This is a genomic window from Amycolatopsis sp. FBCC-B4732, assembly GCF_023008405.1.
GTDB lineage: Bacteria > Actinomycetota > Actinomycetes > Mycobacteriales > Pseudonocardiaceae > Amycolatopsis > Amycolatopsis pretoriensis_A.
Window position 1 is genome coordinate 4,382,140 of sequence record NZ_CP095376.1, and the last position, 24,731, is coordinate 4,406,870.

At 71.8% G+C, this 24,731-nt stretch carries 23 protein-coding genes; 15 read left to right on the forward strand and 8 right to left on the reverse strand.

What is annotated here, in order from left to right; all coding sequences use genetic code 11:
* The first annotated feature begins 18 nt into the window (after nt 1–18).
* Nucleotides 19–1,569, forward strand: coding sequence for an FUSC family protein (locus tag MUY14_RS19130; RefSeq protein WP_247024370.1), 1,551 nt, complete (start codon nt 19–21; stop codon nt 1,567–1,569).
* A 44-nt stretch (nt 1,570–1,613) separates the two neighbouring features.
* The gene (gene ligD, locus MUY14_RS19135; protein ID WP_247024371.1) at nt 1,614–3,581 is read left to right on the forward strand and encodes a DNA ligase D; all 1,968 of its coding nucleotides are present in this window, start codon (nt 1,614–1,616) and stop codon (nt 3,579–3,581) included.
* Here ligD and MUY14_RS19140 read toward each other — a convergent pair.
* From MUY14_RS19140 to MUY14_RS19150, 3 genes are all read right to left on the reverse strand, one after another.
* The gene (locus tag MUY14_RS19140; RefSeq protein ID WP_247024372.1) at nt 3,578–3,982 is read right to left on the reverse strand and encodes a hypothetical protein; all 405 of its coding nucleotides are present in this window, start codon (nt 3,980–3,982) and stop codon (nt 3,578–3,580) included. The genes ligD and MUY14_RS19140 overlap by 4 nt on opposite strands.
* 381 nt (nt 3,983–4,363) lie before the next feature.
* Nucleotides 4,364–4,723: a hypothetical protein gene (locus MUY14_RS19145; protein WP_247024373.1), complete on the reverse strand. Its 360-nt coding sequence runs from the start codon at nt 4,721–4,723 to the stop codon at nt 4,364–4,366.
* Between the two features lie 77 nt (nt 4,724–4,800).
* A complete protein-coding gene (locus MUY14_RS19150; protein WP_247024374.1) occupies nt 4,801–5,742 on the reverse strand; it encodes a glycoside hydrolase family 43 protein in 942 nt (313 codons plus the stop codon).
* A 236-nt stretch (nt 5,743–5,978) separates the two neighbouring features.
* Here MUY14_RS19150 and MUY14_RS19155 point away from each other — a divergent pair, with 236 nt between their 5' ends.
* Complete coding sequence (locus MUY14_RS19155; protein WP_247024375.1) at nt 5,979–6,944, forward strand: AI-2E family transporter; 966 nt, start codon at nt 5,979–5,981, stop codon at nt 6,942–6,944.
* 46 nt (nt 6,945–6,990) lie between these two features.
* On the opposite strand, the gene MUY14_RS19160 is transcribed toward MUY14_RS19155, so the two are convergent.
* The 3 genes from MUY14_RS19160 to MUY14_RS19170 form a co-directional block, all read right to left on the reverse strand.
* Nucleotides 6,991–7,341 (reverse strand): hypothetical protein, encoded by a 351-nt coding sequence (locus MUY14_RS19160; RefSeq protein ID WP_247024376.1) that lies wholly within the window; start codon nt 7,339–7,341, stop codon nt 6,991–6,993.
* Between the two features lie 322 nt (nt 7,342–7,663).
* Entirely contained in the window at nt 7,664–8,029 is a 366-nt protein-coding gene (locus tag MUY14_RS19165; RefSeq protein ID WP_247024377.1) for a hypothetical protein, read from the reverse strand.
* A 301-nt stretch (nt 8,030–8,330) separates the two neighbouring features.
* Nucleotides 8,331–8,672 (reverse strand): hypothetical protein, encoded by a 342-nt coding sequence (locus MUY14_RS19170; RefSeq protein WP_247024378.1) that lies wholly within the window; start codon nt 8,670–8,672, stop codon nt 8,331–8,333.
* Between the two features lie 274 nt (nt 8,673–8,946).
* On the opposite strand from MUY14_RS19170, the gene MUY14_RS19175 reads away from it, so the two are divergent.
* On the forward strand, nt 8,947–9,240 hold the full coding sequence (locus tag MUY14_RS19175; RefSeq protein ID WP_247024379.1) for a WGxxGxxG family protein: 294 nt from the start codon (nt 8,947–8,949) through the stop codon (nt 9,238–9,240).
* 1,548 nt (nt 9,241–10,788) lie between these two features.
* Nucleotides 10,789–11,259, forward strand: a complete 471-nt coding sequence (locus MUY14_RS19180; protein WP_247024380.1) for a hypothetical protein — start codon at nt 10,789–10,791, stop codon at nt 11,257–11,259.
* Between the two features lie 78 nt (nt 11,260–11,337).
* Here the strand turns inward: MUY14_RS19180 and MUY14_RS19185 are convergent, their stop codons facing one another.
* Nucleotides 11,338–12,102 carry a hypothetical protein gene (locus tag MUY14_RS19185; RefSeq protein ID WP_247024381.1) on the reverse strand — a complete coding sequence of 255 codons (765 nt, stop codon included), beginning with the start codon at nt 12,100–12,102 and terminating at the stop codon, nt 11,338–11,340.
* Between the two features lie 368 nt (nt 12,103–12,470).
* Here MUY14_RS19185 and MUY14_RS19190 point away from each other — a divergent pair, with 368 nt between their 5' ends.
* Together MUY14_RS19190 and MUY14_RS19195 are read left to right on the forward strand one after the other, a co-directional pair.
* Nucleotides 12,471–13,472, forward strand: coding sequence for a polysaccharide deacetylase family protein (locus tag MUY14_RS19190; protein ID WP_247024382.1), 1,002 nt, complete (start codon nt 12,471–12,473; stop codon nt 13,470–13,472).
* A gap of 1,165 nt (nt 13,473–14,637) precedes the next feature.
* Nucleotides 14,638–15,411: a DUF3152 domain-containing protein gene (locus tag MUY14_RS19195; RefSeq protein ID WP_247024383.1), complete on the forward strand. Its 774-nt coding sequence runs from the start codon at nt 14,638–14,640 to the stop codon at nt 15,409–15,411.
* Here MUY14_RS19195 and MUY14_RS19200 read toward each other — a convergent pair.
* Complete coding sequence (locus tag MUY14_RS19200) at nt 15,404–16,288, reverse strand: LysR family transcriptional regulator (protein WP_247024384.1); 885 nt, start codon at nt 16,286–16,288, stop codon at nt 15,404–15,406. The two genes, MUY14_RS19195 and MUY14_RS19200, sit on opposite strands and share 8 nt — an antisense overlap.
* A 76-nt stretch (nt 16,289–16,364) precedes the next feature.
* Here MUY14_RS19200 and MUY14_RS19205 point away from each other — a divergent pair, with 76 nt between their 5' ends.
* The 8 genes from MUY14_RS19205 to MUY14_RS19240 all read left to right on the forward strand — a co-directional run bounded on the left by MUY14_RS19205 (nt 16,365) and on the right by MUY14_RS19240 (nt 24,717).
* Nucleotides 16,365–16,763, forward strand: coding sequence for a hypothetical protein (locus tag MUY14_RS19205; RefSeq protein WP_247024385.1), 399 nt, complete (start codon nt 16,365–16,367; stop codon nt 16,761–16,763).
* On the forward strand, nt 16,756–18,291 hold the full coding sequence (locus MUY14_RS19210; protein ID WP_247024386.1) for a multicopper oxidase family protein: 1,536 nt from the start codon (nt 16,756–16,758) through the stop codon (nt 18,289–18,291). Before MUY14_RS19205 ends, MUY14_RS19210 begins: the two co-directional genes overlap by 8 nt.
* A gap of 253 nt (nt 18,292–18,544) precedes the next feature.
* Nucleotides 18,545–19,396: a geranyl diphosphate 2-C-methyltransferase gene (locus MUY14_RS19215; protein ID WP_247024387.1), complete on the forward strand. Its 852-nt coding sequence runs from the start codon at nt 18,545–18,547 to the stop codon at nt 19,394–19,396.
* A gap of 27 nt (nt 19,397–19,423) precedes the next feature.
* Nucleotides 19,424–20,530, forward strand: a complete 1,107-nt coding sequence (locus MUY14_RS19220; protein WP_247024388.1) for a family 2 encapsulin nanocompartment cargo protein terpene cyclase — start codon at nt 19,424–19,426, stop codon at nt 20,528–20,530.
* Between the two features lie 31 nt (nt 20,531–20,561).
* On the forward strand, nt 20,562–21,965 hold the full coding sequence (locus tag MUY14_RS19225; RefSeq protein ID WP_247013828.1) for a family 2B encapsulin nanocompartment shell protein: 1,404 nt from the start codon (nt 20,562–20,564) through the stop codon (nt 21,963–21,965).
* A gap of 2 nt (nt 21,966–21,967) precedes the next feature.
* Nucleotides 21,968–23,353, forward strand: a complete 1,386-nt coding sequence (locus MUY14_RS19230; protein ID WP_247024389.1) for a family 2B encapsulin nanocompartment shell protein — start codon at nt 21,968–21,970, stop codon at nt 23,351–23,353.
* Nucleotides 23,354–23,458: 105 nt separating this feature from the next.
* Nucleotides 23,459–24,364 (forward strand): SDR family oxidoreductase, encoded by a 906-nt coding sequence (locus MUY14_RS19235; RefSeq protein WP_247024390.1) that lies wholly within the window; start codon nt 23,459–23,461, stop codon nt 24,362–24,364.
* The gene (locus tag MUY14_RS19240; RefSeq protein WP_247024391.1) at nt 24,361–24,717 is read left to right on the forward strand and encodes a darcynin family protein; all 357 of its coding nucleotides are present in this window, start codon (nt 24,361–24,363) and stop codon (nt 24,715–24,717) included. The genes MUY14_RS19235 and MUY14_RS19240 overlap by 4 nt, the downstream gene beginning before the upstream one ends.
* Nucleotides 24,718–24,731 lie beyond the last annotated feature (14 nt).

Here is a 24,731-nt window from a genome sequence, read left to right on the forward strand (position 1 = left end):
CGCGTGATGGAATGGGATGTGCCGTCCGAACCCCTCCCCCGGATCGCGCGTCCCCGCACGCTGCTGTTCGCCCTTCCGGCGGCCGGTCGGAGATGGGGCGCCGGGCTTCGGGCCGCCGCCGCGGTGGCCGTCCCCGGCGGGCTCACCGTCCTCACCGGACACGCGGACGTAGCACTCTTCGTCACCTTCGGCGCCTTCGCCGTCCTCTACGGCGAAGGCCGCCCCTACCGCGTACGCGCCCGAGTCGTCCTCACCGCCGCCGCGATGCTGGTGCTCGCCGCCGCCCTCGGTGCCGTCGTCGGGAGCTCCGGCGGTCACAAGGGCGCCGTCATCGTCGTGGTCATCGCCGTCGCCGTGCTCGCCGTCTACGCCGTGGACGCGCTCCGGCTCGGGCCGCCCGGCGCCCTGTTCTTCGCGCTCGTCTGCGGCGGTGCGACCGTCGCCACGGAATCGGGCGCCGGCCCCGTCGCCATCGTCGTCTGCACCGCGCTGGGCGGCCTCGCTTCGGCGATCGTCTCGATGGCCGGAAGACTCACCGACAGGACCAAACCCGAGCGCACCGCCGTCCGACGAGCCGTCGCCGCCGTCGACACGGCGGCCGAGAACCCCGGCGCCGAAGCCCGCCACAGCGCCGGTTCGGCGATTTCCGCGGCCTGGAACGCCGTCCACGACGCCGGTCACGGACCCGGCTCCGGACTCGCCGCCACGCTGATCGCCGCCCACCGCCGGTTCGCCGACGCCACCGGCGGCCAGGAGGAAACCACCCTCCCGCTCCCCCGCCCCAGCGTGGGCTACCGGCTGCGCCGGTCGGCGACCCTCCGCTCGCACGCCATGGTGACGGCGCTGCGCGTCGGCGTCACCTGCGCGGCCGCCGGGAGCCTGAGCGCGAGCCTCGGTCTCGCGCGCCCGCACTGGGCGATCCTCAGCGCGCTCGTCGTCCTGCAGCAGGGCACCGACCGCATGCGCGCCAACGTCCGCGGCCTGCATCGGTTCGCCGGCACCGCGGTCGGCCTCGGGTTGTTCGCCGCCGTGTCCGCGGTTTCGCCCGCCGGGCTCGCGCTGGTCGCGACGATCGCCGTGCTGCAGTTCTGCATCGAGCTGTTCGTGCCGCGCAACTACGCGGTCGCCGTCGTCTTCATCACGCCGGTCGCGCTGCTCGCCGGGGGCGCCGCGGCGAGCGGTCCGATCGGGCCGGTGCTGCGCGACCGCCTCGTCGAGACCGTGCTCGGCGTCGCGCTCGCCGTCCTCGCGCAGTACCTGCTCGCCCCGAACGCGCACCGCACGACGTTTCGCTGGACCGAAGCCCGCATCCGCGCCGGAGCCCGGGCCGTGCTCGAGACCACCGGCCGGGCGGCGCGGCGCGACCTGCAGTTCGAGCTCGAAGGCGCCACCCGCGCCGCGGTCGACTCCGCGCACAACGACGTCCGCTGGACCCGGGAGCACTGGCCGGCCCACGCCGCGCTCGTCCACCTCGGCTACGACCTCCTCGCGGCGTGCTGGGCCGGGGACGTCGACCGCGGACGCTGGGCACCGGCGTTCCGGTCACCTGCGCAAACCCGGCAAAACTAGGCCGAACGGGTTACCTTGAACGCGAAAGGTGACGGAGGTCCGGCATGGCGGCAGAAGACGCGTCCCGCGCCCCGGCCTGGGTCGAGCCGATGCTCGCCAAGGCCGACGGCGGACGGCTGCGCAGCGGCCCCGAATGGGCGTACGAGTACAAGCTGGACGGCTACCGCGCGGCCATGCGCATCGCCCCCGACGGCACCACCGTCCTCACCAGCCGCAACAACATCGACTTCACCGCCGAATTCGCCGACCTCGACGGCGTCCTCGCCCCGGCGCTCGACGGCCGGGCCGCCTACCTGGACGGCGAAATCGTCGTCTACGGCGACGACGGCCGGATCGACTTCGAGCTGATGCAGGAACGCCGCGGCCGCTACGTCCGGCACCAGAGCGGGCCACCGGGCCGCGAGTTCGAGGACGTGCCCGTCCGGTTCCTGGCCTTCGACCTGCTCCGGCTCGGCGACCGCAGCCTTCTCGCCACGCCGTACGACGAGCGCCGCGCCCTGCTGGCGAGCCTGCCGATGCCCGACCCGTACCGCGTCTCGGTGGTGCGCGCGGTCACCTTCGACGAGCTCGCCGCCGACCGCCGCACGCCGGCCGACTTCCTCGCCCACGCCGCGTCGGCCGGGTACGAAGGCGTCGTCGCGAAGCTGCGCAGCTCCGCTTACGTGCCCGGGCAACGGCCGGACTCCTGGCTCAAGCACCCGCTGATCCGGACCCAGGAAGTCGTCGTCTGCGGCTGGCGGCCGGGCCAGCGCAGCTTCACGGGCACGCTCGGCGGCCTGCTGCTCGGCGCGCACGACCCCGCGACCGGCGCCCTCGTCTACATCGGCGACGTCGGCACCGGCTTCAGCCAGGCCGCCCGCGCCGATCTGAAGGCCCGGCTGGAGCGCCTGGAGCGCCGCACGCACCCGTTCATGTCGGCGCCGCCGCGCGAAGACACGGTGCGCGCCCGCTGGGTCGAACCGCGGCTGGTCGGCGAGGTCGTCTACCGGCAGTTCACCCGCGCGGGGCGCGTCCGCCACACCGCCTGGCGCGGCCTGCGCGCCGACAAGGACCCGGCCGACGTCATCGCCCCGCGCGCGGTGCCGCACGAGCCGCCGCCCCCGCCACCCGAGAACCGGATCACCGTCCAGGCGGGAGATCGACGGCTCACACTGTCCAATTTGGACAAGGTGCTGTACCCCGCGGACGGTTTCACCAAGGGCGAGGTGATCAACTACTACTCCCGCGTCGCGCCGGTCCTGCTGCCGCACCTGGCCGGCCGCCCGGTGACGTTCATCCGCTACCCGAACGGCGTCGACGGCGAGAAGTGGTTCGAGAAGAACGCCCCGAACGGCGCCCCGTCCTGGCTGCGCACGGCGCGCCTGCCGAGCACCGGCTCACGCGGCAGCGGCGACAGCATCGACTACCCGCTCCTGGACGACCTCCCGGGCCTGGTGTGGGCGGCGAACATGGCCGCGCTCGAACTCCACGTTCCTCAGTGGACGGTGACCGACGGCGCGCGAGGCCTGCCGGACCGCCTGGTGTTCGACCTGGATCCCGGCCCCGGCACGTCCATCGTGGACTGCTGCCGGGTGGCCGAGCGCCTGCACGACGTCCTGGTGGCCGACGGGCTCACGCCGTACGCGAAAACATCGGGCTCGAAGGGGATGCAGCTCTACTGCGGCATCGAAACCGCCGACGCGGCAGCCCCGTCCGCCTACGCGAAGCGGCTCGCCCAGCGCCTCGCGAAGGAGACGCCGGAGACGGTGACCGCGGTGATGGCGAAGGCACAACGCAGCGGCCGGGTGTTCATCGACTGGAGCCAGAACAACCCGGCCAAGACAACGGTGGCCCCGTATTCCCTGCGCGGCCGCGACCACCCGACGGCCTCGACCCCGGTGACGTGGGAGGAGGTCCGCGCGTGCCGGCACGTCACCCATTTGACGTTCACCGCGGAGGACGTCCTCGACCGCATCACCGATGTGGGTGATCTCCTCGCCGGGTTGATCGGTGCGCGAGCGCCGTTGCCTTAGCGGCGAAGGAGGCGCTGGGCCCGTCCGATGAGTCCGTCGAGTCCGTTGAGGACAGAGGCTTTGCGACGGTGGGTGGCCGGCCGCGCGGGGGCTTCCGGCTTCGGCTCGGGTCGGGCCTGCGGCTCCGCTTCCGCTTCGGCGCGCGGCGAGGGGATCTCGCCGGTGATGGTTCCGGAATCCGGAACCATCACCTCGGGCCGCTCGGCCGCGGCGACGGCCTGTCGCTGCGGTTCGCCCGCGTACTGCCGCTCTGGCGCTTCCGCGTCGACCGCGTGCCGCTCCGGCGAAACCGCGCTTGCTCGCCGCGAATCCACCGGCTCCCGCCGCTCTTGCGCCACCGCGGTCGGCCGCCCTGTCCCCTCACCAACCCGCGGATCCACCGCCCCCTGCCGCTCACCCACCGCAGCATCCTGCCACTCCGGCGCAGCCCCGCTTACTCCCCGCGGATCCGCCGGACCTCGCTGCTCATCCGCCCCGGCGGACCATTGCCCCGGCTCCGCCGGCCTTTGCTGCATTGGCACCGCTGCCCTCACACCTCGTGGATCCGCCTCCCCCTGCCACTCACCAGCCGCAGCATCCCGCCGCTCCGGCCCGGCCGCGCTTACTTCCCGCAGATCCGCCGGGACTCGCTGCTCATCCGCCCCAGCGGACCGCTGCCCCAGCTCCGCCGCACCTTGCCGCGCTGGCACCACACCTCGCGGCTCCACCGACCCCGGCCGCTCCTGCGCCACCGCGGTCGGCCGCCCTGTCCCCTCGCCAACCAGCTGCGGATCCAACGCCCCCTACCGCTCAGCCGCCTCGGCATTCCGCCGCTCCGGCGCAACCGCGCCAACTCCCTGCGGATCCACCGCCCCCTGCGCCATCACGGTCGGCCGCCCTGCCGTCCCCTCGCCAACTCCCCGCGGATCCGCCACCCGCTCCAGCACCCCCGCCGGCTCGTTTCGCGGCGTCGGCGCGAGCATCTCCGGCGTCACCACCGGCGTCATGAGCGGCGTGTGCGCGGCATCCGCGTTCGGCCGTGCCGGCTCGCGGGCCACCGGGTAGCGGGCCAGCGGGTCGGCTTCGCGGGCGCGGTGACCGCGCAGCAATCCGCAACACCCCAGCAAGCCGAGCAGGCCCAGCAGACCCCACCACACCGTCATGACGGTCTCCCTTCCTCCCGGCGACGGGTATCCGGCCCTCGCCTCCCCAACCCCGGCGCTACCCCTGTGGGTGACACTCAGCCCAGTTGCGGCACGTCGCCCGGGAACGTCACCGGCAGCTCGTACAGCCCCCTCGCCGTGCGGCCGCCGCCGAGCCAGCCGTGGAAGTAGATGTGGCCGTCCACCACGTCGGCGCCGCCCGGGGCGTCCACTTTGCCGCCGAGGAGCTCGGCCGACAGGAACTGGGCGTCAGCCTTCACGAACGGGCCGGCCAGGGTCGGCGCCGACGCGTAACACGTGTGGTAGCCCGAACTCTGGAACGTGTCCGCCGAGTAGAACAGCAGGTACCGGCTCGCCGTCTTCACCACCGAAGGCGCCTCGACGACCGCCTTCTCGGCCGTCAGGTCGGCCCGCAGCAGCTCGGTCCGCGGACCGGTCAGCGAGCGCCCGTCGGCCTGCAGCCGCTGCGCCCAGATCGCCGCCGGGGCGCCGGTCGCCGCGCCGTCGCTCTTGTAGAGGAGGTAGCGGGCTCCGTCCGCGTCGACGAACGTCTGCGGGTCGATGTCGCCGTGATCTTCGGGCACGCACACCAGCGGCCGGTCGCCGGCCGGGGTGTACGGGCCGTCCGCCTTCGCCGCCGTCGCGACGCCGAGGCACATCTCGCCGCCCGCCGTCTGCGCGGCCGAGAAATAGAGGACGAACGTGCCGTCCGCCAGCTGCGTGACGTCCGGAGCCCAGAACCCGCCGTCCGGTTTGGCCCACTTGGGCACCGCGCCGAGCGCGTCGCCGACCACCCGCCACGGCCCTTCCGGCACCGCGGCGGTCGCGAACGGGACGCGCCCGGAACCTGTGCTCGTCGAGAACGCGAAGTAGCCCCCGGCGGTCTTGACGACGTCCGGGTCGGGGAAGTCCTGGTTGATCAGCAGCCGCGGCGCGGAGGCCGCCGCCGCCGGTGGGGCGACCGTGAACGCGGCCAGGAGCACGGCTACGGGAGCGAGCAGGAAGTTCTTGAAGCCCATGAACGATTCTCTTGAGAGCGCAACGGTTTCGGCAACGGCAGACGGAGGTCGTCACCGGGAAGCGTGGACTTGCCCGCGCGCCCGGATCGGGTGGATTCGACCGGCCGCCGCGAGGTAGCCGCCCTCTCATGCACGCGAGGAACGGACGGGGTGCGCACCGCGCCGGGCACGCCGTCGGAAAGGCCGAAGGCGCTGCGTCCCGGCAGCGGGAACCCTTGGGTGCACCGGGAAAACCGGTGAACCGGCGGTCGCCGTTCTTCACCGGTCTCCTGGCGGCGGCCGGGGTGGCGGTCACGATCGCCGTCGTCGAGGTCGTCCTCGCCGCCTCGGATGTGCTGCTGCTGATCGGGATCGCGTTCTCCCTCGCGGTCGGCCTCGAACCGCTGACCGCCCGGCTCACGCGCCGCATGCCTCGGGCGCTCTCCGCCGCCGTGGTCGTCGTGACCGGGCTGGCGGTCCTCGGTGGCGCCGTCGCCGCGGCGGCCGTCCCGCTCACCGATCAAGCCACCCGGCTGCGCGACCTGGCCCTGCTGCGCGAGCCGGGATCGCTGCCGGCACAGGCCAATGAGGCGTTCGGTCTCGAAGCCGCCATCCGGTCGATCCACGTGGCGGACGTCGCGAAGCCACTCGCCGCGGTGCTCGGCGACACCCTGATCGTCGTGGTGCCGGCGACGTACTTCGCCGCCGACTTCCCGCGGGTCCGCACGGCGCTGGACCGGCTGACCCCGCGAACCCGGCGGCCGCGGGTGATCCTGATCGGCGACGCGGTCTTCCGGAAGGTCGGCGCGTACCTCGTCGGCAACGTCGTCGTGTCGCTGATCGCGGGCGTGGCGACGTTCGCCTGGCTCTGGGCCTTCGGCGTGCCGTACCCGCTGGTGCTGGCCGCGCTCGTCGCCGTGCTCGACCTCGTCCCGGTGGCGGGCTCGGTGGCGGCGGGGGCCGGGACCAGCCTGGTCGCGCTGACGGTGTCCACGCCGGTCGGGCTGGCCACCGCCGGTTTCTTCGCCGGCTACCGGCTTTTGGAGGACTACGTACTGCTGCCGAAGATCGTCGGCCGCGCCGTCCGGGTGCCGGCGCTGGTCACCGTCGTCGCGGTGCTGCTCGGCTTCGAACTGCTCGGCGCGTTCGTCGCGGTCCCGGTCGCGGCCGCCGTCCTGCTGGTCGTGCGGGAAGTGGCGGTCCATCGGCTCGACCGGACGTGAAAAGCCGCCGCGCGAAGACTCCGCGCGGCGGCTCCGACCGGACCGGTCAGTTGCCCTGGGCGGTCCCGCCGTCGGCGATTTCGCCCGCCGAGCAGTTGTTCGGGGTCGCGCCTTCGGCGTCGTGCTCGCCCGGGGAGAGCACCGGGACGTCGATGCCTTCGGCGACGTCGCGGACCGGCACCTGGACGCCGAGCACGTTCACGTTGTCGTCGCAGACCCCGCCGACGACGTTGAGGTTGTGCACGGCGTCGAGGTTCTGCACGTTGCCGAGGCCGATCTGGTCGCTGTGGTCGACCGGGTGGCCGGCGACGGTGATGCCGGTCGCGGACGCGGATCCGCCGAGCACCGCCATCCCGGCGGCGAGTGCGGTGGCGACGAAGCCGAGTTGCTTGATCACGGGAAGAAAACTCCTTATCACCACCCACCGGACGGTCCGGTGGGAGCTCGGGGGGACACCCCGGGCCGGCTTCGGTTCGCCGGGCCCGGGGTTGTCGGTTAAGGTGCGGTCACGCCGGGTGGGACCGGCGCACGTCTCCAGCGTCCTGGCCGGTCCCACCCGTGCCGGCGTCGTCCGACGTCGCGGCGTGCCCGGGACGCGGAACAGGAGTGTGCAGCTCGCTCCGTGTTCCGGGCACGCGGTGCGACATCGACGCAACCGCCGGATTTCCGCGCTGGGAGCCGGCATTCGCACACACAGCGAGCGGCTCCGGCGCGGAAACTCAGTTGCCCTGGCTCGTGCCGCCGTCGACGACGCCGCCCGAGGCGCAGTTGTACGGCGACTCGCCGCTGGCCTCGGACTCGCCCGGCGACAGGATCGGCACGCCGATGCCGTTGAGCGAGTCGCGGATCGGCACCTGGACGCCGAGGACGTTGACGTCGTTGCCGCAGAGGCCGAGGGTGCCGTTGACGTTGTGCAGCACGTCGGTGTTGTTCAGGTTCACCAGACCGACCTGGCCGGTGTGGTCGTAGCTGCCGTGGTGGTGCCCGTGGTGGTGGCCGTCCGGGGTGTCGGCCGAGGCGATGCCGCCGGCCAGGAACGCGCCGGCCGCCGCGGCTGCCGTGACGAACCCGATCTTCTTCAGCATGGATTTGCTCCTCGATAGGCGATTGCGTCGGACGGGACGGCAGTGAAGGTGTGTTCTCCGGCCCGTGTGAGGGAAACGTACTGATGCGCCGGCGTCGTTTCCACTTCGCGCCACCATCGTGTGGGTGCCGCAAGTCCCTGACCACGCGGCGAGTGGTCCGATCGGGTTAGCGGGGATTCATTTTCCCGCAGTGTTTCCCTTCCCATGGTGCGGGCGGAAAGCTTGCGCGGCAACGAGATTCCGGGCACGCCGAAGAGCCCCGCACCGCCGTGGGCGCAGGGCTCTTCGGTGCGAAGGGTCGCTAGCCGGGCCAGGCCTCGGCTTCGGCGGTCAGCGCGGTGGTCACGTCGATTTCGCCGGACCGCACCCGCCACGCGAGCGAGCCCGGCCGCGGCTGCACGAGGTGCCAGCCGGTGACTTCTTCATCGGTGTAGCAAGGATTTTCGTCATCCCCGATGCCCAGCGCGGCGAAGTACTGGCGCGCGGGCCAGGTTTCGGGAACCCAGGCACGAGCCCACCGCACGACGATCCTGGCGAGGTCGTTGCGGCCGTCCGCCGGGTGGATCAGGCGGTCGCCGGTGGTGCAAATAAGACGTGGTGTGTAGGTCGCGCCCAGCGGGGCGACCACGAGATTACTGTTCATTCCTCCCCCGAGCCCACAACAGTGGACGGTGTTTCCCCGTGCGGATACGCAGCTGCGTGGAAAAGGGAAGGACGCCGGCGGTGGACGCGCGCGCACGGCACGTCCTTCCACGGCTCCGGCTTGAACCGGACCCCATGTTACAAAAGCGCGACCGGGGCCCGAAACGGGGTCGGGGAAACGAAACCGTCCCCCGTTCCCGTGACGACGGGTGTGAACGGGAACGGCGAGGGTACGCCGCCGGAGAACGACCTCACGACGGAAAGGACGACCGGCGATGAACGGAATGGCCAGGAAGTGGCTGTGCGGCCTCGCGGCGGCGGGCGCGATCGCACTGGCGGGAACTTCGCCCGCGTCGGCGGACCTCGCGCGGGCCGACGACCACGTAACCACGCAGGACGACAACGGCGACAACGGGTTGTGGGGCCTGCTGGGACTCGTGGGGCTGCTCGGCCTGGCGGGGCTGGTGAGGCGCGGGCCGAAGGCCGACGCGATGGCGGGATACCCGGCGGCTCCGCCGGCCAACGCGTACCCGCCGGCGGAGCCGCGGCGGAGTCCGCCGGGGGTTTGAGCCGTTGATTCGCGTCTCTCGGCTGCGCTATTCCCGGCCCGGTTCCCCTCGGGGGATCGGGCCGGTTTCTGTCGGGCGGACGAAACGATGGCAGGTGGCCGAGCCGCGTTCCCCACCGGCCGCCGGGCTTGTTTCCGTCGCGGGACCGGGACGATGGCAGGTGGCCGAGCCACGTTTCTCACCTGCAGCTGGACTTGCTTCCGTCGCGGGGACCGGAACGATGGCGAGTGGTCGAACCGTGTTCCCCAGCCGCAACCAGGCTTGCTTCTGCCGAAGGAACGGAACGACCGCGGGTGGTCGAGCCACGCTCCCCACCGGCAACCGGACTTGCTTCTGGCGGAGAACCGGAACGATCGCAGGTAGCAGAACCACACTCCCCACCCGCAACCAGGCTTGCTCCTGTCGAAGGGACGGAACGATCGCAAGTGGCCGAGCCACGCTCCCCACCGGCAACCGGACCTGTTTCCGTCGCGGAACAGGAACGATCGCAGGTGGCCGAGCCACGCTCCCCGCCCGCAACCAGGCCTGCTTCCGTCGCGGGGCCGGCACCATCGCCATCCGCCGAGCGGCATCCCCCACCGGCAACCGAAGTCGGTCTTGCCGCGGGACCGGCACGATCGCGGATTGCCGGGGCGCGGTGCCGCTTCCGGCCCGGTCCGCCACAGTGAGCCGTACCCACATCTCCCGCGAGCCCGTACCCACGACAGGCGGCCGGACCGCGACGGTGGCCACCACAACCTGCGCTCCCAACAGGAGCCGGTTTCGTTTCTGTCGGGCGACCGGGGGTCGAGCCGAATCTTCCATCGAGACCCGCGTCGAAACTACCGTGAGCACCGATGATAGAGCCGCGTCAGCGCCTGGCGGCCAAGTTTGCCAGGCGTCGAACGGCCCCACCCCCGCCGGCTCATCCCCGGAAAGCCGAGCGTTCGACGATTGCGCAGGCGTCCGTCTGCCCTCGATGCCCCGCACCCCGTTTCCCCTCCACCCGCGCGGAACGCCCCGGCACCAGTCACGCCGGGACGTTCCGCGTTTTCTCCGACGGGCGCCTTCGTGTCAGGTTCCCGGCACCGTGACGGCCGCGGATCCCGCCGGGAAACCCGGCACCGCGACCGGCACCCAGATTAGCGACGCACTCGCCGCGCAAGAAGTGGTTTTGCGACGTAACCTTCTTAAGAGTGGCATTCCGGCCATCGGGCAAATGCGCATGATTACCCATTGATTTCTCACTTAAACGTCACCATCGGGTGGAAGTCGCGTACCCCCCGAGAACCACTCTTCTCCTACCTTCCGTGAGGCGACCACCTACGATTCCACCATCCATCGTAATCTCGAACCTCGATCGAGTGACGCCATCACCCACGGTAATTGATCGGGAGAACCGCTTCACGACGGCTTCACGCGAACTCGATGTTTGTTCCGCGAATCCCGGACCCGCCGGGCACCGTCCGAAATCGACAGTCGACGCCGGGCCCGGAGATGCGCTCGCGCCAATGCGGATCGGCGATCACCATGATCGGAGTCGGCATCGGAATTCCGGAGGAGTAGGACATGAAAAGTGCATTGGCCCGCGCGATCACGGTTTTCGTCACCGCGGCGGCGGTGACCCTCACCGGGGTCGGCGTCGCGACCGCCGGCGGCCCCGGCGGAAGCGGCTCTTCGAGCACGACGAGCGCGGCGGCGGAGGTCCAGCAGCTGCGCGACCAGCTCTCGGCCCGCGCGGACCGCGGGGACGTCCCCGGCACGCAAGCCACGCTCGGCGACCTCGACCCGCTGCTCACGGATCTGGCCCAGGGCAAGCGGTACACGATCCAGACCGAGGCGCGCGACACCGCGGCCACGGCGCAGCAGCAGAACACCGAAGCACGCAAGGGGGTCAGCGAGCTGGCGCGGAACGCGGAGCCGCGCCAGTCGCTGCCGCCCGTGTCGGCCCTGCTCAACGCGCTGGTGCAGCGGCTGCTGATCAGCTTGTCCTCGCTGGTGAACGACCTTCTCGGCGGGCTGCCCGTCCCGGTCGGTTAACCCGGCCGGACCCCGGACGGACAAGCCGGCGAAAGCCCGGTGCGGAATCCGCACCGGGCTTTCGTCGTGGTTACGGAATCATTCGTAGACGACGTAAGCGGGCGCCGGGGTCAGCGCCAGCACCTCCGCCGGCGTCATCAGGTCCGCGCCGCGGCGGGTGTCCTCCTCGAAGAACAGCTTGAAGCCCGGCCGGACGTGGTCGGGTTTCGTCGTCATCAGCGTCTTCCACGTCGCCTTCTTGGCCGCGGCCGAGCCGATGCCGTCGACCACCTTCAGCGGCGAAACTCCCTTGTGCGCCAGCAAAAGCTCCTCTTCACGCACCACCGAGGAAGCGACCTGGTGGTACACCATGACCTTCGCGGGCAGGCGGTGCGCTTCGGCCAGCTCCCCGAGGTACCGGGCGACCTCGTCGAGCTCGGCGCCGGTCGTGCGGCCGAACTTCCGGCCCGGCACCACCCCCGGTTCCACGGCCCACTCGGGATCGAGCGCGACGCCGACGTCGGGCTCGGTCAGCCAGTGTTCGTAGGCCCGCACTTCGGGGAGGAAGTCGGCACGCCCGGGCTGGATGTTCAACAGCAGCAAGCCGTTCAGCGCCCGCGCGGCGTCGAGGTAGTTCCGCACGGTCGCGTCGTCACCGCGGCTGCGGTACATGCCGTCTTCGCCGGGCGAGCGGTGCACGGTGGTCGCGATCAGCTCGACGACGGGGGTGATCGGACGCCCGGCCGGGAACGCCTCGATCTGCTGCCGCAGCCGCCGGCTCGCCTCGGTGAGGTCGCCGGTCATCCGGCCGAGCGCCTTGGCGCCCGGCGCGCCGCAAAACCCGACGAGAAGGCTGTTCTCCACCGGGCTCGGGGGCGGCGACGGGGGTGGCGCGGGACTCGCCGTGACCGGAACAGCGAGTGCCTGTTCCCGCCGCGGTGCCCCGCACGCGCTCGTCACCAAACCCGCGAGAGCGGCGGTGAGCACCAGACGTCGGTCGAAGGTTCGTTCGGCGTCGGACGCCGTTTTCGGGACCATCGCGGGGAAATACCCGCCCGCGTTCTCCGGGAAACCCGATCGCCGATGATCACCGCATCGTGCCGGGGCCGGTTCCGGGACCGTGTCCGCTGCCTGCGTAAACGTCGTTTTCGGGACTGTGCGGCGGAAAGTCGCGCTCACCCGACCCGGTGGGCCGGCCCGCGCCCGTCAGGGGCCGGCCGCACACTTCGGGCATGCGTTGCCTTTTCCGGTTCGGTGCCGGGTTCGCCGTCCTGCTCGCCGCGGCGGCCTGCGGTGCTCCCGCGGCACCGGCACCGGCCCCACCACCCCGGCCGTCGCCCGCCGCCGCGCCCGTCCGCGTCACCGCCGCCTCGGCGCGCCAGGTGGGTGCGGACGAGCTCGGCCGGATCCCCGTGCTCATGTACCACCGGATCGCCGAGCACCCGCGGTCGGTTTACGACCGCACGCCCGCCGACTTCACCGCGGAACTCGAGCGGCTCGCGGCCGAGGACTACGTGCCGATCACGACCGCCGAGCTGGTGTCGCGCCGCCTCGACGTCCCGGCCGGCGCCCACCCGGTGGTCTTGACCTTCGACGACGGCGACCCGAGCGCGTTCACCCTGACCCCGCAGGGACAACCGGCGCCGGGCACGGCGGTCCGGATCCTGCTGGACGTCGCCGCGGCGCACCCGCGGTTCCGGCCGGTCGCCAGTTTGTACGTCAACGAGCACCCGTTCGGCGACACCGATGGGCGCACCCTGCGCTGGCTGGCGGACCACGGCTTCGAGCTGGGCAACCACACCCGGCAGCACACGAACCTGCGCTCCGCCTCCGAAAGCGAGGTGACGGCGGCGATCTCGACGGACGACGCGGCGATCCGCGAGGCGGTCCCCGGCTACCGGCCGACGACGTTGGCGCTCCCGTACGGAAGCCACCCGCGGCGCGAGGAACTGGCATTGCAAGGTCCCGGCTATTCGTACGGCGGGGCACTGCTCGTCGGGGCCGGGCCGGCGCCGTCGCCCTGCTCGACCCGATTCGTCCCCGGCTCGATCCCCCGGATCCGCTCGCAGTCGGAGGGGCGCGACGCGGAGTACGGCTCGAAGCACTGGCTCGACGAGCTCGCCGCACCGGAGGGCCACCGCTACACGTCCGATGGCGACCCGGCGACGGTGTCGTACCCAAGGTCCGAGGGTGCTCCGGCGCCGGCTTGTGCGAGCGTGGGCCTTGCCTACTGAACCGAAGGCCCGGGTCGATTGGCTGCCGCAGCCCCGTCCCCGGCCGGCTGCCGAACCGCCGCGGGTGGAGGAGGAGCTGCCGCGTCAACGGCGGGCGCGATGGCCTCGGCGCTCCGCGGAGGTTCCGCCCCGCCGGCGGCGCACCACCGAGGCACCGACCACGGAGTCCATCCGCGCGGCGTACGCTCCCAAGGCGGCCCCCAGCGGCGGCCAGAACTTGGCCGGTCCGCTCGGCGACGCTGCCGGACAATCGGCGCCTCAACGCGGCCAAGGTGAGCGGCCCGAGCCCACTTGCAGCGGCACGCGCCCGGCCACCCGGCCGCCTGCCGAGCACCGCCCGGCACCTCAACGCGACCAAGCGGACCTTCCCGAGCCGGCACCGGCGCCCACCCGAGGCGACACTCACTCGGCCGGCTTGCCTCCCGCGGAACTCTGGCCGGCCGACTTCGCCGACCCGGCACCCAAACGCGGCGGCACACACCCGGCCGACCCGACTCCCGCCGAACTCCGCACGGCCGACTTCGCCGAGCCAGCACTTGCCCGAGGCGGCACACGCCCAGCCGACCGGACTCCGATCCAAGCCTGCCCGGCTGACCTACCCGAGCCGGCAACGGCGTCCACCCGAGGCGGCACACATCCGGTCGTCCGGACTTCTGGAGAACTCCGGACGACCGACCTCCCCGGGCCGGCGACACTGCCCACCCATAGCGACGCAAGCCCGGCCGACCAGCCGCCTGCCCACCTTCACACGACCGAGCCAGCAGCGCTGCCCACCCACAGCGACACACGCCCGGCCAACCAGCCTCCCGCCCAACCCCGCACGACCGAGCCAGCAGCGCTACCCACCCACAGCGACACACGCCCGGCCAACTGGCTGCCCGCTCAACTCCGCACGGCCGACCTCCCCGGGCCAGCAACACCGCCCACCCACACCGACACACGCCCGGCCAACTGGCTACCTGCCGAACTCCGCACGATTGACTCTCCAGCACCGACACGCGCTGGCGCACACCCGGCGGGCTGGCCTCTCGCCGACCCCTCCCCGGCCGGCCTCCCCGAACCGCGACGGACTCCGCAGCCGGCCACCGCTCCCCCGACCACGGCCCAGCTCCTAGGCCTCACAACCGAAACCCCGCCGGCGGAACCCCGAGAACCGCAAACCCCCGTGGCGTGGTGGCCGCCCGCCGTTCTCGTGTTCGCCATCGCGCTCTCCGCCGCCTTGCTCCTCACCCCGCGTGCCGTCGAACCCCGTCGTGTCGCCGGCGTTGCCTGGCCGCGGCAGACGACCGCCACCACCGCTCGGCCGGCGCCCGAACCCGCCGCGCTGCCCGATGGGGTGCCGATCACCCCCACCGGCTCCGGCGACTGGCAGGTCCTCCCCGGCCCGGCCACCGCCGCCGGTACCGGAGCCCGACTCATGACCTACACCGTCGAAACCGAAGGCGGCGTCGACGTCCCCACCTTCGGCACCGACGTCGACACCGTCCTCACCGATCGGCGCGGCTGGGTCGGGCTCGGTGAAGTCTCCTTCCGGCGGCTCACCGACCCCGAGGCCCGGCCCGACGTCCGGATCAGCCTCACCAGCCCCGAAACCACCCGGCGCCTCTGCGGGTTCACCATCTCCTACGACTCCTCGTGCCATCTGGGACGCCGGCACCGGATCGTCGTCAACCTCGCCCGGTGGCTGCGGGGCGCGCACTCCTACGACGGCGACGTCGCCGGGTACCGCCGTTACGCCATCACCCACGAAATGGGGCACGCGCTGGGGCTCGGGCACGTCGGCTGCCCGGTCGACGGGGCGCCCGCGCCGGTCATGATGCAGCAGACCTTCGGGCTGTCGAACACCTACCTCGCGCAGCTCAACCGCGCCGAGCCGGGAAACGCCACGGCCGTCCGCGCGGACGGTGCCGTCTGCCGGCCCAATCCCTGGGTCATGTGACGGGCGGGTCCCACTCCCACTCGGTGAGCGCGGTCCGCATCAGGCGGGCCGCCGCCGGGAGGCGGGTGCCCGCCGCCCAGCACAGGGTGATCGTGCGGCGGCAGTCGGGGCTGTCCACCGGGATCCACACGACCGGCACTTGCGGTGCGACGCGCCGGGCCATCGCCGGGTTGAGGCCGATGCCCAGGCCCGCGCTGATGAGCTCCTGGATCGCGCCCGGTTCGTCGCCCTCGAAGACGATCTTCGGGGTGAGGTCGCGCGCGGCGAAGAGGCGGTCGAGGAGCCGGCGGTGCCAGTGGCCGCGGCGGGCGGTGATGAACTGCTCGTCCGCGAGGTCTTCGACGCGGACTGACGCACGCCCGGCCAAGCGGTGCCCGACCGGCGTGGCCACCCACACCGGCTCGTCGAGCAGCTCGACGCCGGCCAGCCCGTCGGCCAGGATCGGTTGCGACGCAACGCAAAGGTCGATTTCCTTGGTCCGCAACGCGCGCGCCATCTCGTCGGCGGGCAGCTGGTGCAGCACGACCTCGACCGCCGGGTGGGCCCGCTTGAACGCCGCGAGCGAACCGGTCAGGGTGAGGAACGACTCCGACGCCAGCCGCACCGTCCCGTAGCCCTCGCCGGTCGTCTCCGCGACCGCGCGGCGGCCCGCCTCCAGCTCACCCAGCGAACGCTCGACGTAGCCGCGGAAGAGCTTCCCGGCGTCGTTCAGCCGGAGCCGGCCCGCCCGGTCGAACAGTGGCGTGCCCAGCTCCGCCTCCAGGCGCGCGATCGTGCGGCTCAGCGACGGCTGGGCGACGCGCAGCTCCTCCGCCGCGCGGCTGAGGTGCTCCAGCCGGGCCACCACGAGGAACTGCCGCAGTGTCCCCAGGTCCACGTCATGCCTCCCCCGTCATAACGGCATAGCGATATTGATCTTAGACACGATAACCACACCGTCATAGCTTCGAACCGTGGACAGCACAGGGAAAACGCGGCCGGTCGGCTGGGCGCTGCGGACCGCGGCGAGCGTGCACGTCGTCGCGATCGCCGGCCAGCCGGTGTTCGCCGGGGTGTACCTCAGCGGCGACTACGACGCCTTGCGCCTGCACGCGACCGGCGCGGACGTCGTGACGTCGCTCGCCTACCTGCAGGTGGTCGTCGCGGTCGTGGTGTGGTTCCGGCTGCGGCGGGCGTGGCCGTTCCTCGCCACGACGGCGGTGGCGGCCGCGGAGACGGTCCAGTACTTCGCCGGGCTGGACGGGGCTTTGTGGCTGCACCTCCCGCTGGGCGTGCTGACCGTCGCGGGGCTCGTCGTGCTGGTCGCCGCCGTGTGGCGGCGGCCCTTGACGCGGGCGGCCGCCGATGCGTGAGCTGTCCCGGCGCGGGGTCCTCGGCGGCGCGTTCGGCCTGCTGGCCGCGACCGGCCTGGCCACCGCGGCCACCTTCGCCCGGCGCCCGCCGGTGACCGGCGCCGAACTCCGCAGCGCCGTCCCGCTCCCGCCGCCGTACGAAGTCCCGTTGCCCGTGCCGGAGGTGCTCGAGCCGGTCGCGCCGGGCCGCTACGAGATCACCCAGCGCGTGGCCGACCTCGAGATCCTGCCCGGGATCCGGACGCCGATGTGGACCTACGGCGGTACGTTCCCCGGCCCGACGATCGAATCCCGCCGCGGCCGGCCGGTCACCGTGACCCACCGCAACGAACTCCCGGTGCCGACCGTCGTGCACCTGCACGGCGGGCGCACGCCGGCCGCGTCCGACGGCTACCCGACCGACCTCGTGCTGCCGCCGGGCTGGCGCGACCACCACGCGATGCCCGACCCGCGGGCGGTGCGCAGCGAGGGAACGCGCGACTACACGTTCCCGCTGGACCAGCGCCCGGCGCTGCTCTGGTACCACGACCACCGGATGGACTTCACCGCGCCGGCGCTCTGGCGCGGCCTCGCCGGGCTCCACATCGTCCGCGACGACGCCGAAGAAGCGCTCGGCCTGCCCACCGGGGCGCGCGAACTCCCGCTGGTGCTCACCGATCGCGCGTTCGCCGCGGACGGCACGCTCGACTACCCGTCGGTCGACGCGACCCTGCGGGACACCCCGGGCGTGCGGGAGAGCTTCCTGGGCGGCGTGCTCGGCGACGTCGTCCTGGTCAACGGCGCGCCGTGGCCGGTGCACGAAGCCGACGCGGCCCGGTACCGGCTGCGCCTGCTCAACGCGTCGAACGCCCGGCACTACGAACTCGAAGCCGTCACCGACGACGGGCGCCGGCTCCCGCTGGTGCAGATCGGCGCCGACCAGGGCCTGCTCGCGGCGCCCGTCACCCACCTGTCGCTGCCGATCGCACCCGCCGAGCGCTACGACGTGGTCGTCGACTTCGCCGGCGTGCCGGTGGGCGGCCGCGTCCGGCTGCTCGACCGGCTGGGTACCGGGCGCACCACCGACGTCATGGCGTTCCGGATCGCGCGCCGCGCGGCCGACGACAGCCGGGTCCCGCCGGTGCTGTCGACCGACTCGCCGTCGTGGGGTTCCCCGGTGCGCGTGCGCGAGTTCTCCTTCAGCGCCGGGCAGCTGCCCGGCGGGCACGGCTGGGTGATCGGCGGGCGGCCGTTCGACCCGGCCCGGACCGACGTGACCGTGCGGCTCGGCGACGTCGAGGTGTGGCGGCTCGTCGCGGACGTCCACCACCCGGTCCACCTCCACCTCGCCGCGTTCCGCGTACGCTCCCGCGGCGGGCGGGCGCCGCTGCCGAACGACGGCGGGCTCAAGGACACCATCGCGCTGCGGCCGGGCGAGGCGGCCGAGATCGTCACCCGGTTCGACGGCTACCGCGGGCGGTACCTCTTCCACTGCCACAACGCCGAACACGAAGACATGGGCATGATGGCCAACCTCGAAATCGTCTGACACCGACGGTGGCGTGCCGTCCCTCTGACGGGGTGGACGGGGTCCCGATCGAGTGTCCGGGGCCGCGCACGCGCAACCCCGTGCAGGGTGATCGCTGGGCCAGACGGGCAACGCCCGCGTGGCCGGAGTGAAGCTCCTTGTCCTCGTGAAACTCCCGGCACTAGCGTCGATCCCGAGGGGACGAAGCCGGCGCGCCCGGCTCGGCGACGGCCGATTCCTTGTCCCCCAAGGAAACCGACCGAGGAGTTACTCGATGACCGCTATCGACCAGCCCGTGGCCCGCACCGCTTACCAGCAGTCGGTCGCCGACTACTGGAACGCGGAAAAGGACCCGGTGAACCTCCGGCTGGGCGACGTCGACGGTCTGTACCACCACCACTACGGGATCGGCGACTACGACCCGGCCGTCCTCGAGACGCCCGAGGCCACGCGCGACGAAGCGATCATCGCGGAGATGCACCGGCTCGAGACCGCGCAGGCGGAGGTGCTGCTCGACCACCTCGGCCCGATCGCGCCGTCCGACCGGCTGCTGGACGCCGGCTGCGGGCGCGGCGGCACGAGCGTGATGGCGCATCTGCGCTTCGGCTGCCAGGTCGACGGGATCTCCATTTCGGAGCAGCAGGTCGGGTTCGCGAACGAGCACGTGCGCAAGCGCGGGATCGACGGCTCGGTGCGGTACCACCTGCGCAACATGCTCGACACCGGCTTCGAAACCGGCGCGTTCCAGGGCATCTGGAACAACGAGAGCACGATGTACGTGGACCTGCACGACCTGTTCGCCGAGCACGCGCGGCAGCTCAAGCCCGGCGGGCGGTACGTGACCATCACCGGGTGCTACAACGACGTCACCGGCGGCCGGTCGCGCGCGGTGAGCCAGATCGACCAGCACTACATCTGCAACATCCACGCCCGCGGCGACTACTTCAAGGCGTTGTCCGCCAACGGGTTCGTGCCGATCAACGTCGTCGACCTGACCGCGGCGACGATCCCGTACTGGGAGCTGCGGGCGCAGTCGTCGGTCGCGACCGGGATCGAGGACCCGTTCCTGACGGCCTACCGCGAAGGCAGCTTCCACTACCTGCTCATCGCCGCCGACCGCGTCTGAGCCGGACCGGTGCCCAGGGAGACCACCATGACCGAATGTCCACAGTGGACGATCGGCGATCCCGGCTCGGCGCTGGCGGGACCGTTCGGCCTCGGGACGTCGGCGGCCCGGATCGCGACCCAGTTCGCGCCGGCGCCCGGGCAGGACCCGGCGTACGCGTACCTGCCGTGGGGTGACGGCAGCGCGTCGCCGCTGTACTGCCCGGTGGTGGGCCGCGTCGACGACGCCCTCGCCGCGGAGGTCGACCGGCGGCTGGTCGCGTGGGCCGGGGACTGCGGGTTCACCGGCAAGGGCCTGGAGCAGATCGCCGGGGCGGGGTTCGGCAGGCTGGCGATGCTGGCCCACAGCGACTGTGACGACCCGGACCGGCTGCTCGTCGCGGCGCAGCTGAACGCGGTGTGGTGGGCGGCGGACGACTACTACGCCGACGACAGCGAGCTGGGCGCGGCGCCCACCGAGCTCCCGCCGCGCCTGGCGCTGGTGATGGCGGCGATGGACCCGGTCGCGCCGGCCGGGGAGTTCACGCCGCCGCTGGAGGAAGCGCTGCAGGCGGACCCGATCCTGGTCGGGTTGCACTCGGCGATCGAGCACCTGGGCCGGCACGGCTCGCCGGTGCTCGTGCAGCGGGTCTGCTACGCGACCTTCTCGATGTTCGTCAGCTGGGACGCCTACGCGGCGTGGCGCCACACCGGCCGCTACCCACCGGCGTGGGAGTACCTCGCGGCGCGCCAGCACGACAGCTTCTACACGTCGATGACCCTCGTCGACGCCGTCGGCGGCTACGAGCTGGCCGCGCCGTTCTACTACGACCCGCGCGTGCGTGAGGCGATGATGCGGGCCGGGACGGCGTCGGTGCTGGTCAACGATCTCTTCTCGGTGGCCAAGGACGCGGCCGACGAAAAACCGGTCTGCAACATGGTCCTGCAGATCGCCGCGGACCGGGGGTGCCCGGTCGAGGAGGCGGTCGAAGCCACCGTCGCGCTGCACAACCGGATCGTGCACGAGTTCGAAGACGGCCATCGCGAGCTGATGGCCGTGCCGTCCCCGGAGCTGCAGCGCTTCCTCGTGGGGGTCCGCTCCTGGATGGGTGGCGGCTTCACCTGGCACGCCACGAATCCCCGTTACCAGTCTTGACAATCTCCGAACTGATTGGGTGGTTTTCGCTGTGACTGTCACCGACCCGGTGGAATCCGAACAGACACCACTGAGCCTCGGCCGCGCCGCCGCCCGGACACTGGCCACCACGACCAAGTCCGTACCCCAGATGCAAGGCATCTCCACCCGCTGGCTCCTCAAAGCCCTCCCCTGGGTCGAAGTCGCAGCCGGCTCCTACCGCGTCAACCGCCGCCTCTCCTACGCCGTCGGCGACGGCCGCGTCACCTTCACCACCACCGGCGCCACCGTCCGCGTCATCCCCCCCGAACTCGGCGAACTCGCCCCCCTACGCGGCTACGACGACGAAGACGTCCTCACCGAACTCGCCACCCGCTTCACCCAGCACGAATACCAACCCGGCGACACCCTCGTCGAATTCGGCTCCCCCGCCGACCAGGTCTTCCTCATCGCCCACGGCAAAATCACCAAAATCGGCACCGGCGCCTACGGCGACCACACCACCCTCGCCACCCTCGCCGACGGCGACTACTTCGGCGACACCACCCTCACCCACACCGACGGCATCTGGGAATTCACCGCCAAAGCCGTCACCACCTGCACCGTCCTCACCCTCCCCCGCACCGCCTTCGACGACGTCCTCTCCCGCGCCGACACCCTCCAGGCCCACCTGCAGGCCTACCTGTCGCAGGGCTCCACAGCACGCAACGACCACGGCGAAGCCGAAATCTCCCTCGCCTCCGGCCACGACGGCGAACCCCACCTGCCCGGCACCTTCGTCGACTACGAAGCCCAACCCCGCGAATACGAACTCTCCGTCGCCCAGACCGTCCTGCGCGTGCACTCCCGCGTCGCCGACCTCTACAACCAGCCGATGAACCAGATCGAGCAGCAGCTCCGCCTCACCATCGAAGCCCTGCGCGAACGCCAGGAACACGAACTGGTCAACAACACCGACTTCGGGCTCCTGCACAACGCCGACTTCTCCCAGCGCATCCCCACCCGCACCGGCCCACCCACCCCCGACGACCTCGACGAACTGCTCACCCTGGTCTGGAAAGACCCCGGCTTCTTCCTCGCCCACCCCACCACCATCGCCGCGTTCGGCCGCGAATGCACCAAAGCCGGCATCTACCCCGGCTCCACCGACCTCGGCGGGCACCAGGTCCCCGCCTGGCGCGGCGTCCCGATCCTGCCCTGCAACAAAATCCCCGTCTCCGACACCCGCACCAGCTCCATCCTGCTGATGCGCACCGGCGAACAAGCCCAAGGCGTCGTCGGGCTCCACCAGACCGGCCTGCCCGACGAATACCAGCCCGGGCTCAACGTGCGGTTCATGGGCATCAGCGAACAGGCCATCATCTCCTACCTCGTCTCCGCCTACTACTCCGCCGCGGTGCTGGTCCCGGACGCGCTGGCGGTGCTCGACAGCGTCGAACTCGGCCGGGAAGGCTGACCGTGACCGTCACCGACGAACCATCGGTGCAGCTCTCCCTCGGGGTCGCCGCCGCCCGGACCCTGGCCACCACCACCAAAACCCCGCCCCAGATGCGGGCCATCACCCCACGCTGGCTACTGACCCAGCTACCCTGGGTCGACGTCCCCGCCGGCAGCTACCGGGTCAACCGGCGCCTCACCTACACCCTCGGCGACGGCAAACTCACCTTCTACACCACCGGCAGCCACGTCCACGTCGTCCCCGCCGAACTCACCGAACTGGAACTCCTGCGCGGCTTCAGCGACGAAACCGCACTGACAGCACTGGCGGAGGCGTTCGAGCAACGCGAATACGACCCCGGCGCCACCCTCGTCACCGAAGGCACCCCCCTGGACACGCTCGTGCTGATCGCGCACGGCAAAGTCACCCGCCACCGCACCGGCCCCTACGGCGACGACACCACCCTCACCACCGCCACCGACGGCGACCACCTCGGCGCCGACCTCCTCGCCCGCCACGACACCACCTGGGAATACACCGCCCGCGCCGCCACCCGCGTCACCGCACTCGCCCTGCCCGCCGCGACCTACGCCCGGCTCAACGGACGCCTGCAATCCCTGCGGACCCATGTGGCCGAGGCGATCGGACGGCCCCGCAAACCCCACAACGGCAAAGGCGAAGCCGCGATCGACCTCTCCGCCGGGCACGACGGAGAACCCCTGCTGGCCGGCACCTACGTCGACTACGACCCCTCACCCCGCGAATACGACCTCGCCCTCGCCCAAACCGTCCTGCGGGTCCACAACCGCGTCACCGACCTCTACAACCAGCCGATGAACCAGCTCCACCAGCAACTGCGGCTCACCGTCGAAGCATTGCGGGAACGGCAAGAACACGACCTGATCAACAACACCGACTTCGGGCTCCTGCACAACGCCGGCCTCAAACAACGACTCACCACCCGCACCGGCCCACCCACACCACTGGACATGGACGACCTGCTCTGCCGGCGACGGAAAACGAAATTCTTCCTCGCCCACCCCCGCGCCATCGCCGCCTTCGGACGCGCCTGCACCGCACACCGGATATATCCCGACAGCACAGTCGTGGACGGGAAACGGGTCTGCACCTGGCGGGGAGTGCCGATCCTGCCCTGCGACAAAATTCCCGTCACCGACACCGGAACCACCTCGATCCTCGCCATGCGCACCGGCGAAGACGACGCCGGCGTCATCGGGTTACGCCCCAAAGAACTCCCCGACGAATACCAGCCCGGGATCAACGTCCGGCTCATGGGAACCAGCGACCGCGCGGTCACCTCATACCTCGTCTCCGCCTATCACTCCGCGGCCGTGCTGGTCCCGGACGCACTGGGAGTACTGGACGACGTCGAAGTCGCGCGCTGAATTTGCGCCTGACGCAAACACTGCTTGCCGAAGTTGCGTGGCACGGACACCGCCGCGGCTCCTAACTTCGATCTCGACAAGAGATCCCGAAGAAGGAGCAGCAGAATGCACGTGTTCGTCACCGGCGCGACCGGCTGGATCGGCTCGGCGGTCGTCGACGAGCTTCTCGGCGCCGGGCACGAGGTCACCGGCCTCGCCCGCTCGGATGCCGCCGCGCTCGCCCTCGGCAAGAAGGGCGCGCGGGTCCGGCGTGGCGACCTCGACGACCTCGACGGGCTCCGCGACGGTGCCCTCGATGCCCAGGCCGTCGTCCACCTCGCCAACAAGCACGACTGGGGCAACCCGGCGGAGAGCAACCGGGCCGAGCGGGCCGCGGTCGAGACGCTCGCCGAAGCGCTCGTGGGCTCCGGCCGGCCGTTCGCCCTCGCGGCCGGGCTCTCGGGCCTGGTCCGCGGCCGGCCCGCGACGGAGGCCGACGTCTCCCCCGAGGTGGGCCCGGACTCGCACCGCGGCGGCGCCGAGAACCTCGCCCTCGAGTACGCCGAGAAGGGGGTCCGGGTGCTGAGCGTCCGCTTCGCCCCTTCGGTGCACGGCCCCGGCGACCACGGCTTCCTGGCCGCGATCACGGCGGTCGCGCGCAAGCACGGCGTGTCGGCCTACCCCGGCGACGGCACCACCGCGTGGTCCGCGGTCGCCCGGCCCGCCGCGGCCGAGCTCGTCCGCCTCGGCATCGAAAGCGCCCCGGCCGGGTCCCGGCTGCACGCCGTCGCGGAGGAAGCCGTCACAGCCCGCGAAATCGCGGAGGCGGTCGGGCGCACGCTCGATGTCCCGGTGGTGTCGCTGGCGCCGGAACTCGTCGACGGGCACTTCGGCTTCGTCGGCCGGTTCTTCGCGCTGGACATGACGGCGTCGAGCACCCGCACGCGGGAGCTCCTCGGCTGGACGCCGTCCGGACCAGGCCTGGTCGAGGACATCGAAGCCGGCGCCTACCTCGGAAAGGGGAAGTCATGACCTTCGAAGCGGAAGTCACCGCGTTCATGCTCGTCAAGACGACGCCCGAGTGGCTGGGTCTCTCGGTGGAGCAGCGGGTGCACGCGTTCGAGACCGAGATCCTGCCGGTCGTCAAGGAAAAGGCGGCGGGGGTGCGCTCGCGGTTCTTCGACACCGAGTTCTACTCCGCGCGCGTCACCGACGTCTGGGTGTGGGAGGCCGCCGACCACCAGTCGTACCAGCTGGTGATCGAGGCCCTGCGCGAAACCCCGTTCTGGGACCGGTACTTCGAGATCACCGAAATCCTGGTCGGGGTCGAGAACGGCTACGCGAAGAACTACGGCATGAGCACCTTCGCCACCGTCGACCTCTAGCCGGCCGGGATCGC

Coding starts and splice junctions, on each gene's coding strand:
- ligD (WP_247024371.1), top strand. CDS start 1,614: ATGGCGGCAGAAGACGCGTCCCGCGCCCCGGCCTGGGTCGAGCCGATG.
- MUY14_RS19145 (WP_247024373.1), bottom strand. CDS start 4,723: ATGACGGTGTGGTGGGGTCTGCTGGGCCTGCTCGGCTTGCTGGGGTGT.
- MUY14_RS19150 (WP_247024374.1), bottom strand. CDS start 5,742: ATGGGCTTCAAGAACTTCCTGCTCGCTCCCGTAGCCGTGCTCCTGGCC.
- MUY14_RS19165 (WP_247024377.1), bottom strand. CDS start 8,029: ATGCTGAAGAAGATCGGGTTCGTCACGGCAGCCGCGGCGGCCGGCGCG.
- MUY14_RS19170 (WP_247024378.1), bottom strand. CDS start 8,672: ATGAACAGTAATCTCGTGGTCGCCCCGCTGGGCGCGACCTACACACCA.
- MUY14_RS19175 (WP_247024379.1), top strand. CDS start 8,947: ATGAACGGAATGGCCAGGAAGTGGCTGTGCGGCCTCGCGGCGGCGGGC.
- MUY14_RS19180 (WP_247024380.1), top strand. CDS start 10,789: ATGAAAAGTGCATTGGCCCGCGCGATCACGGTTTTCGTCACCGCGGCG.
- MUY14_RS19190 (WP_247024382.1), top strand. CDS start 12,471: ATGCGTTGCCTTTTCCGGTTCGGTGCCGGGTTCGCCGTCCTGCTCGCC.
- MUY14_RS19210 (WP_247024386.1), top strand. CDS start 16,756: ATGCGTGAGCTGTCCCGGCGCGGGGTCCTCGGCGGCGCGTTCGGCCTG.
- MUY14_RS19215 (WP_247024387.1), top strand. CDS start 18,545: ATGACCGCTATCGACCAGCCCGTGGCCCGCACCGCTTACCAGCAGTCG.
- MUY14_RS19220 (WP_247024388.1), top strand. CDS start 19,424: ATGACCGAATGTCCACAGTGGACGATCGGCGATCCCGGCTCGGCGCTG.
- MUY14_RS19235 (WP_247024390.1), top strand. CDS start 23,459: ATGCACGTGTTCGTCACCGGCGCGACCGGCTGGATCGGCTCGGCGGTC.
- MUY14_RS19240 (WP_247024391.1), top strand. CDS start 24,361: ATGACCTTCGAAGCGGAAGTCACCGCGTTCATGCTCGTCAAGACGACG.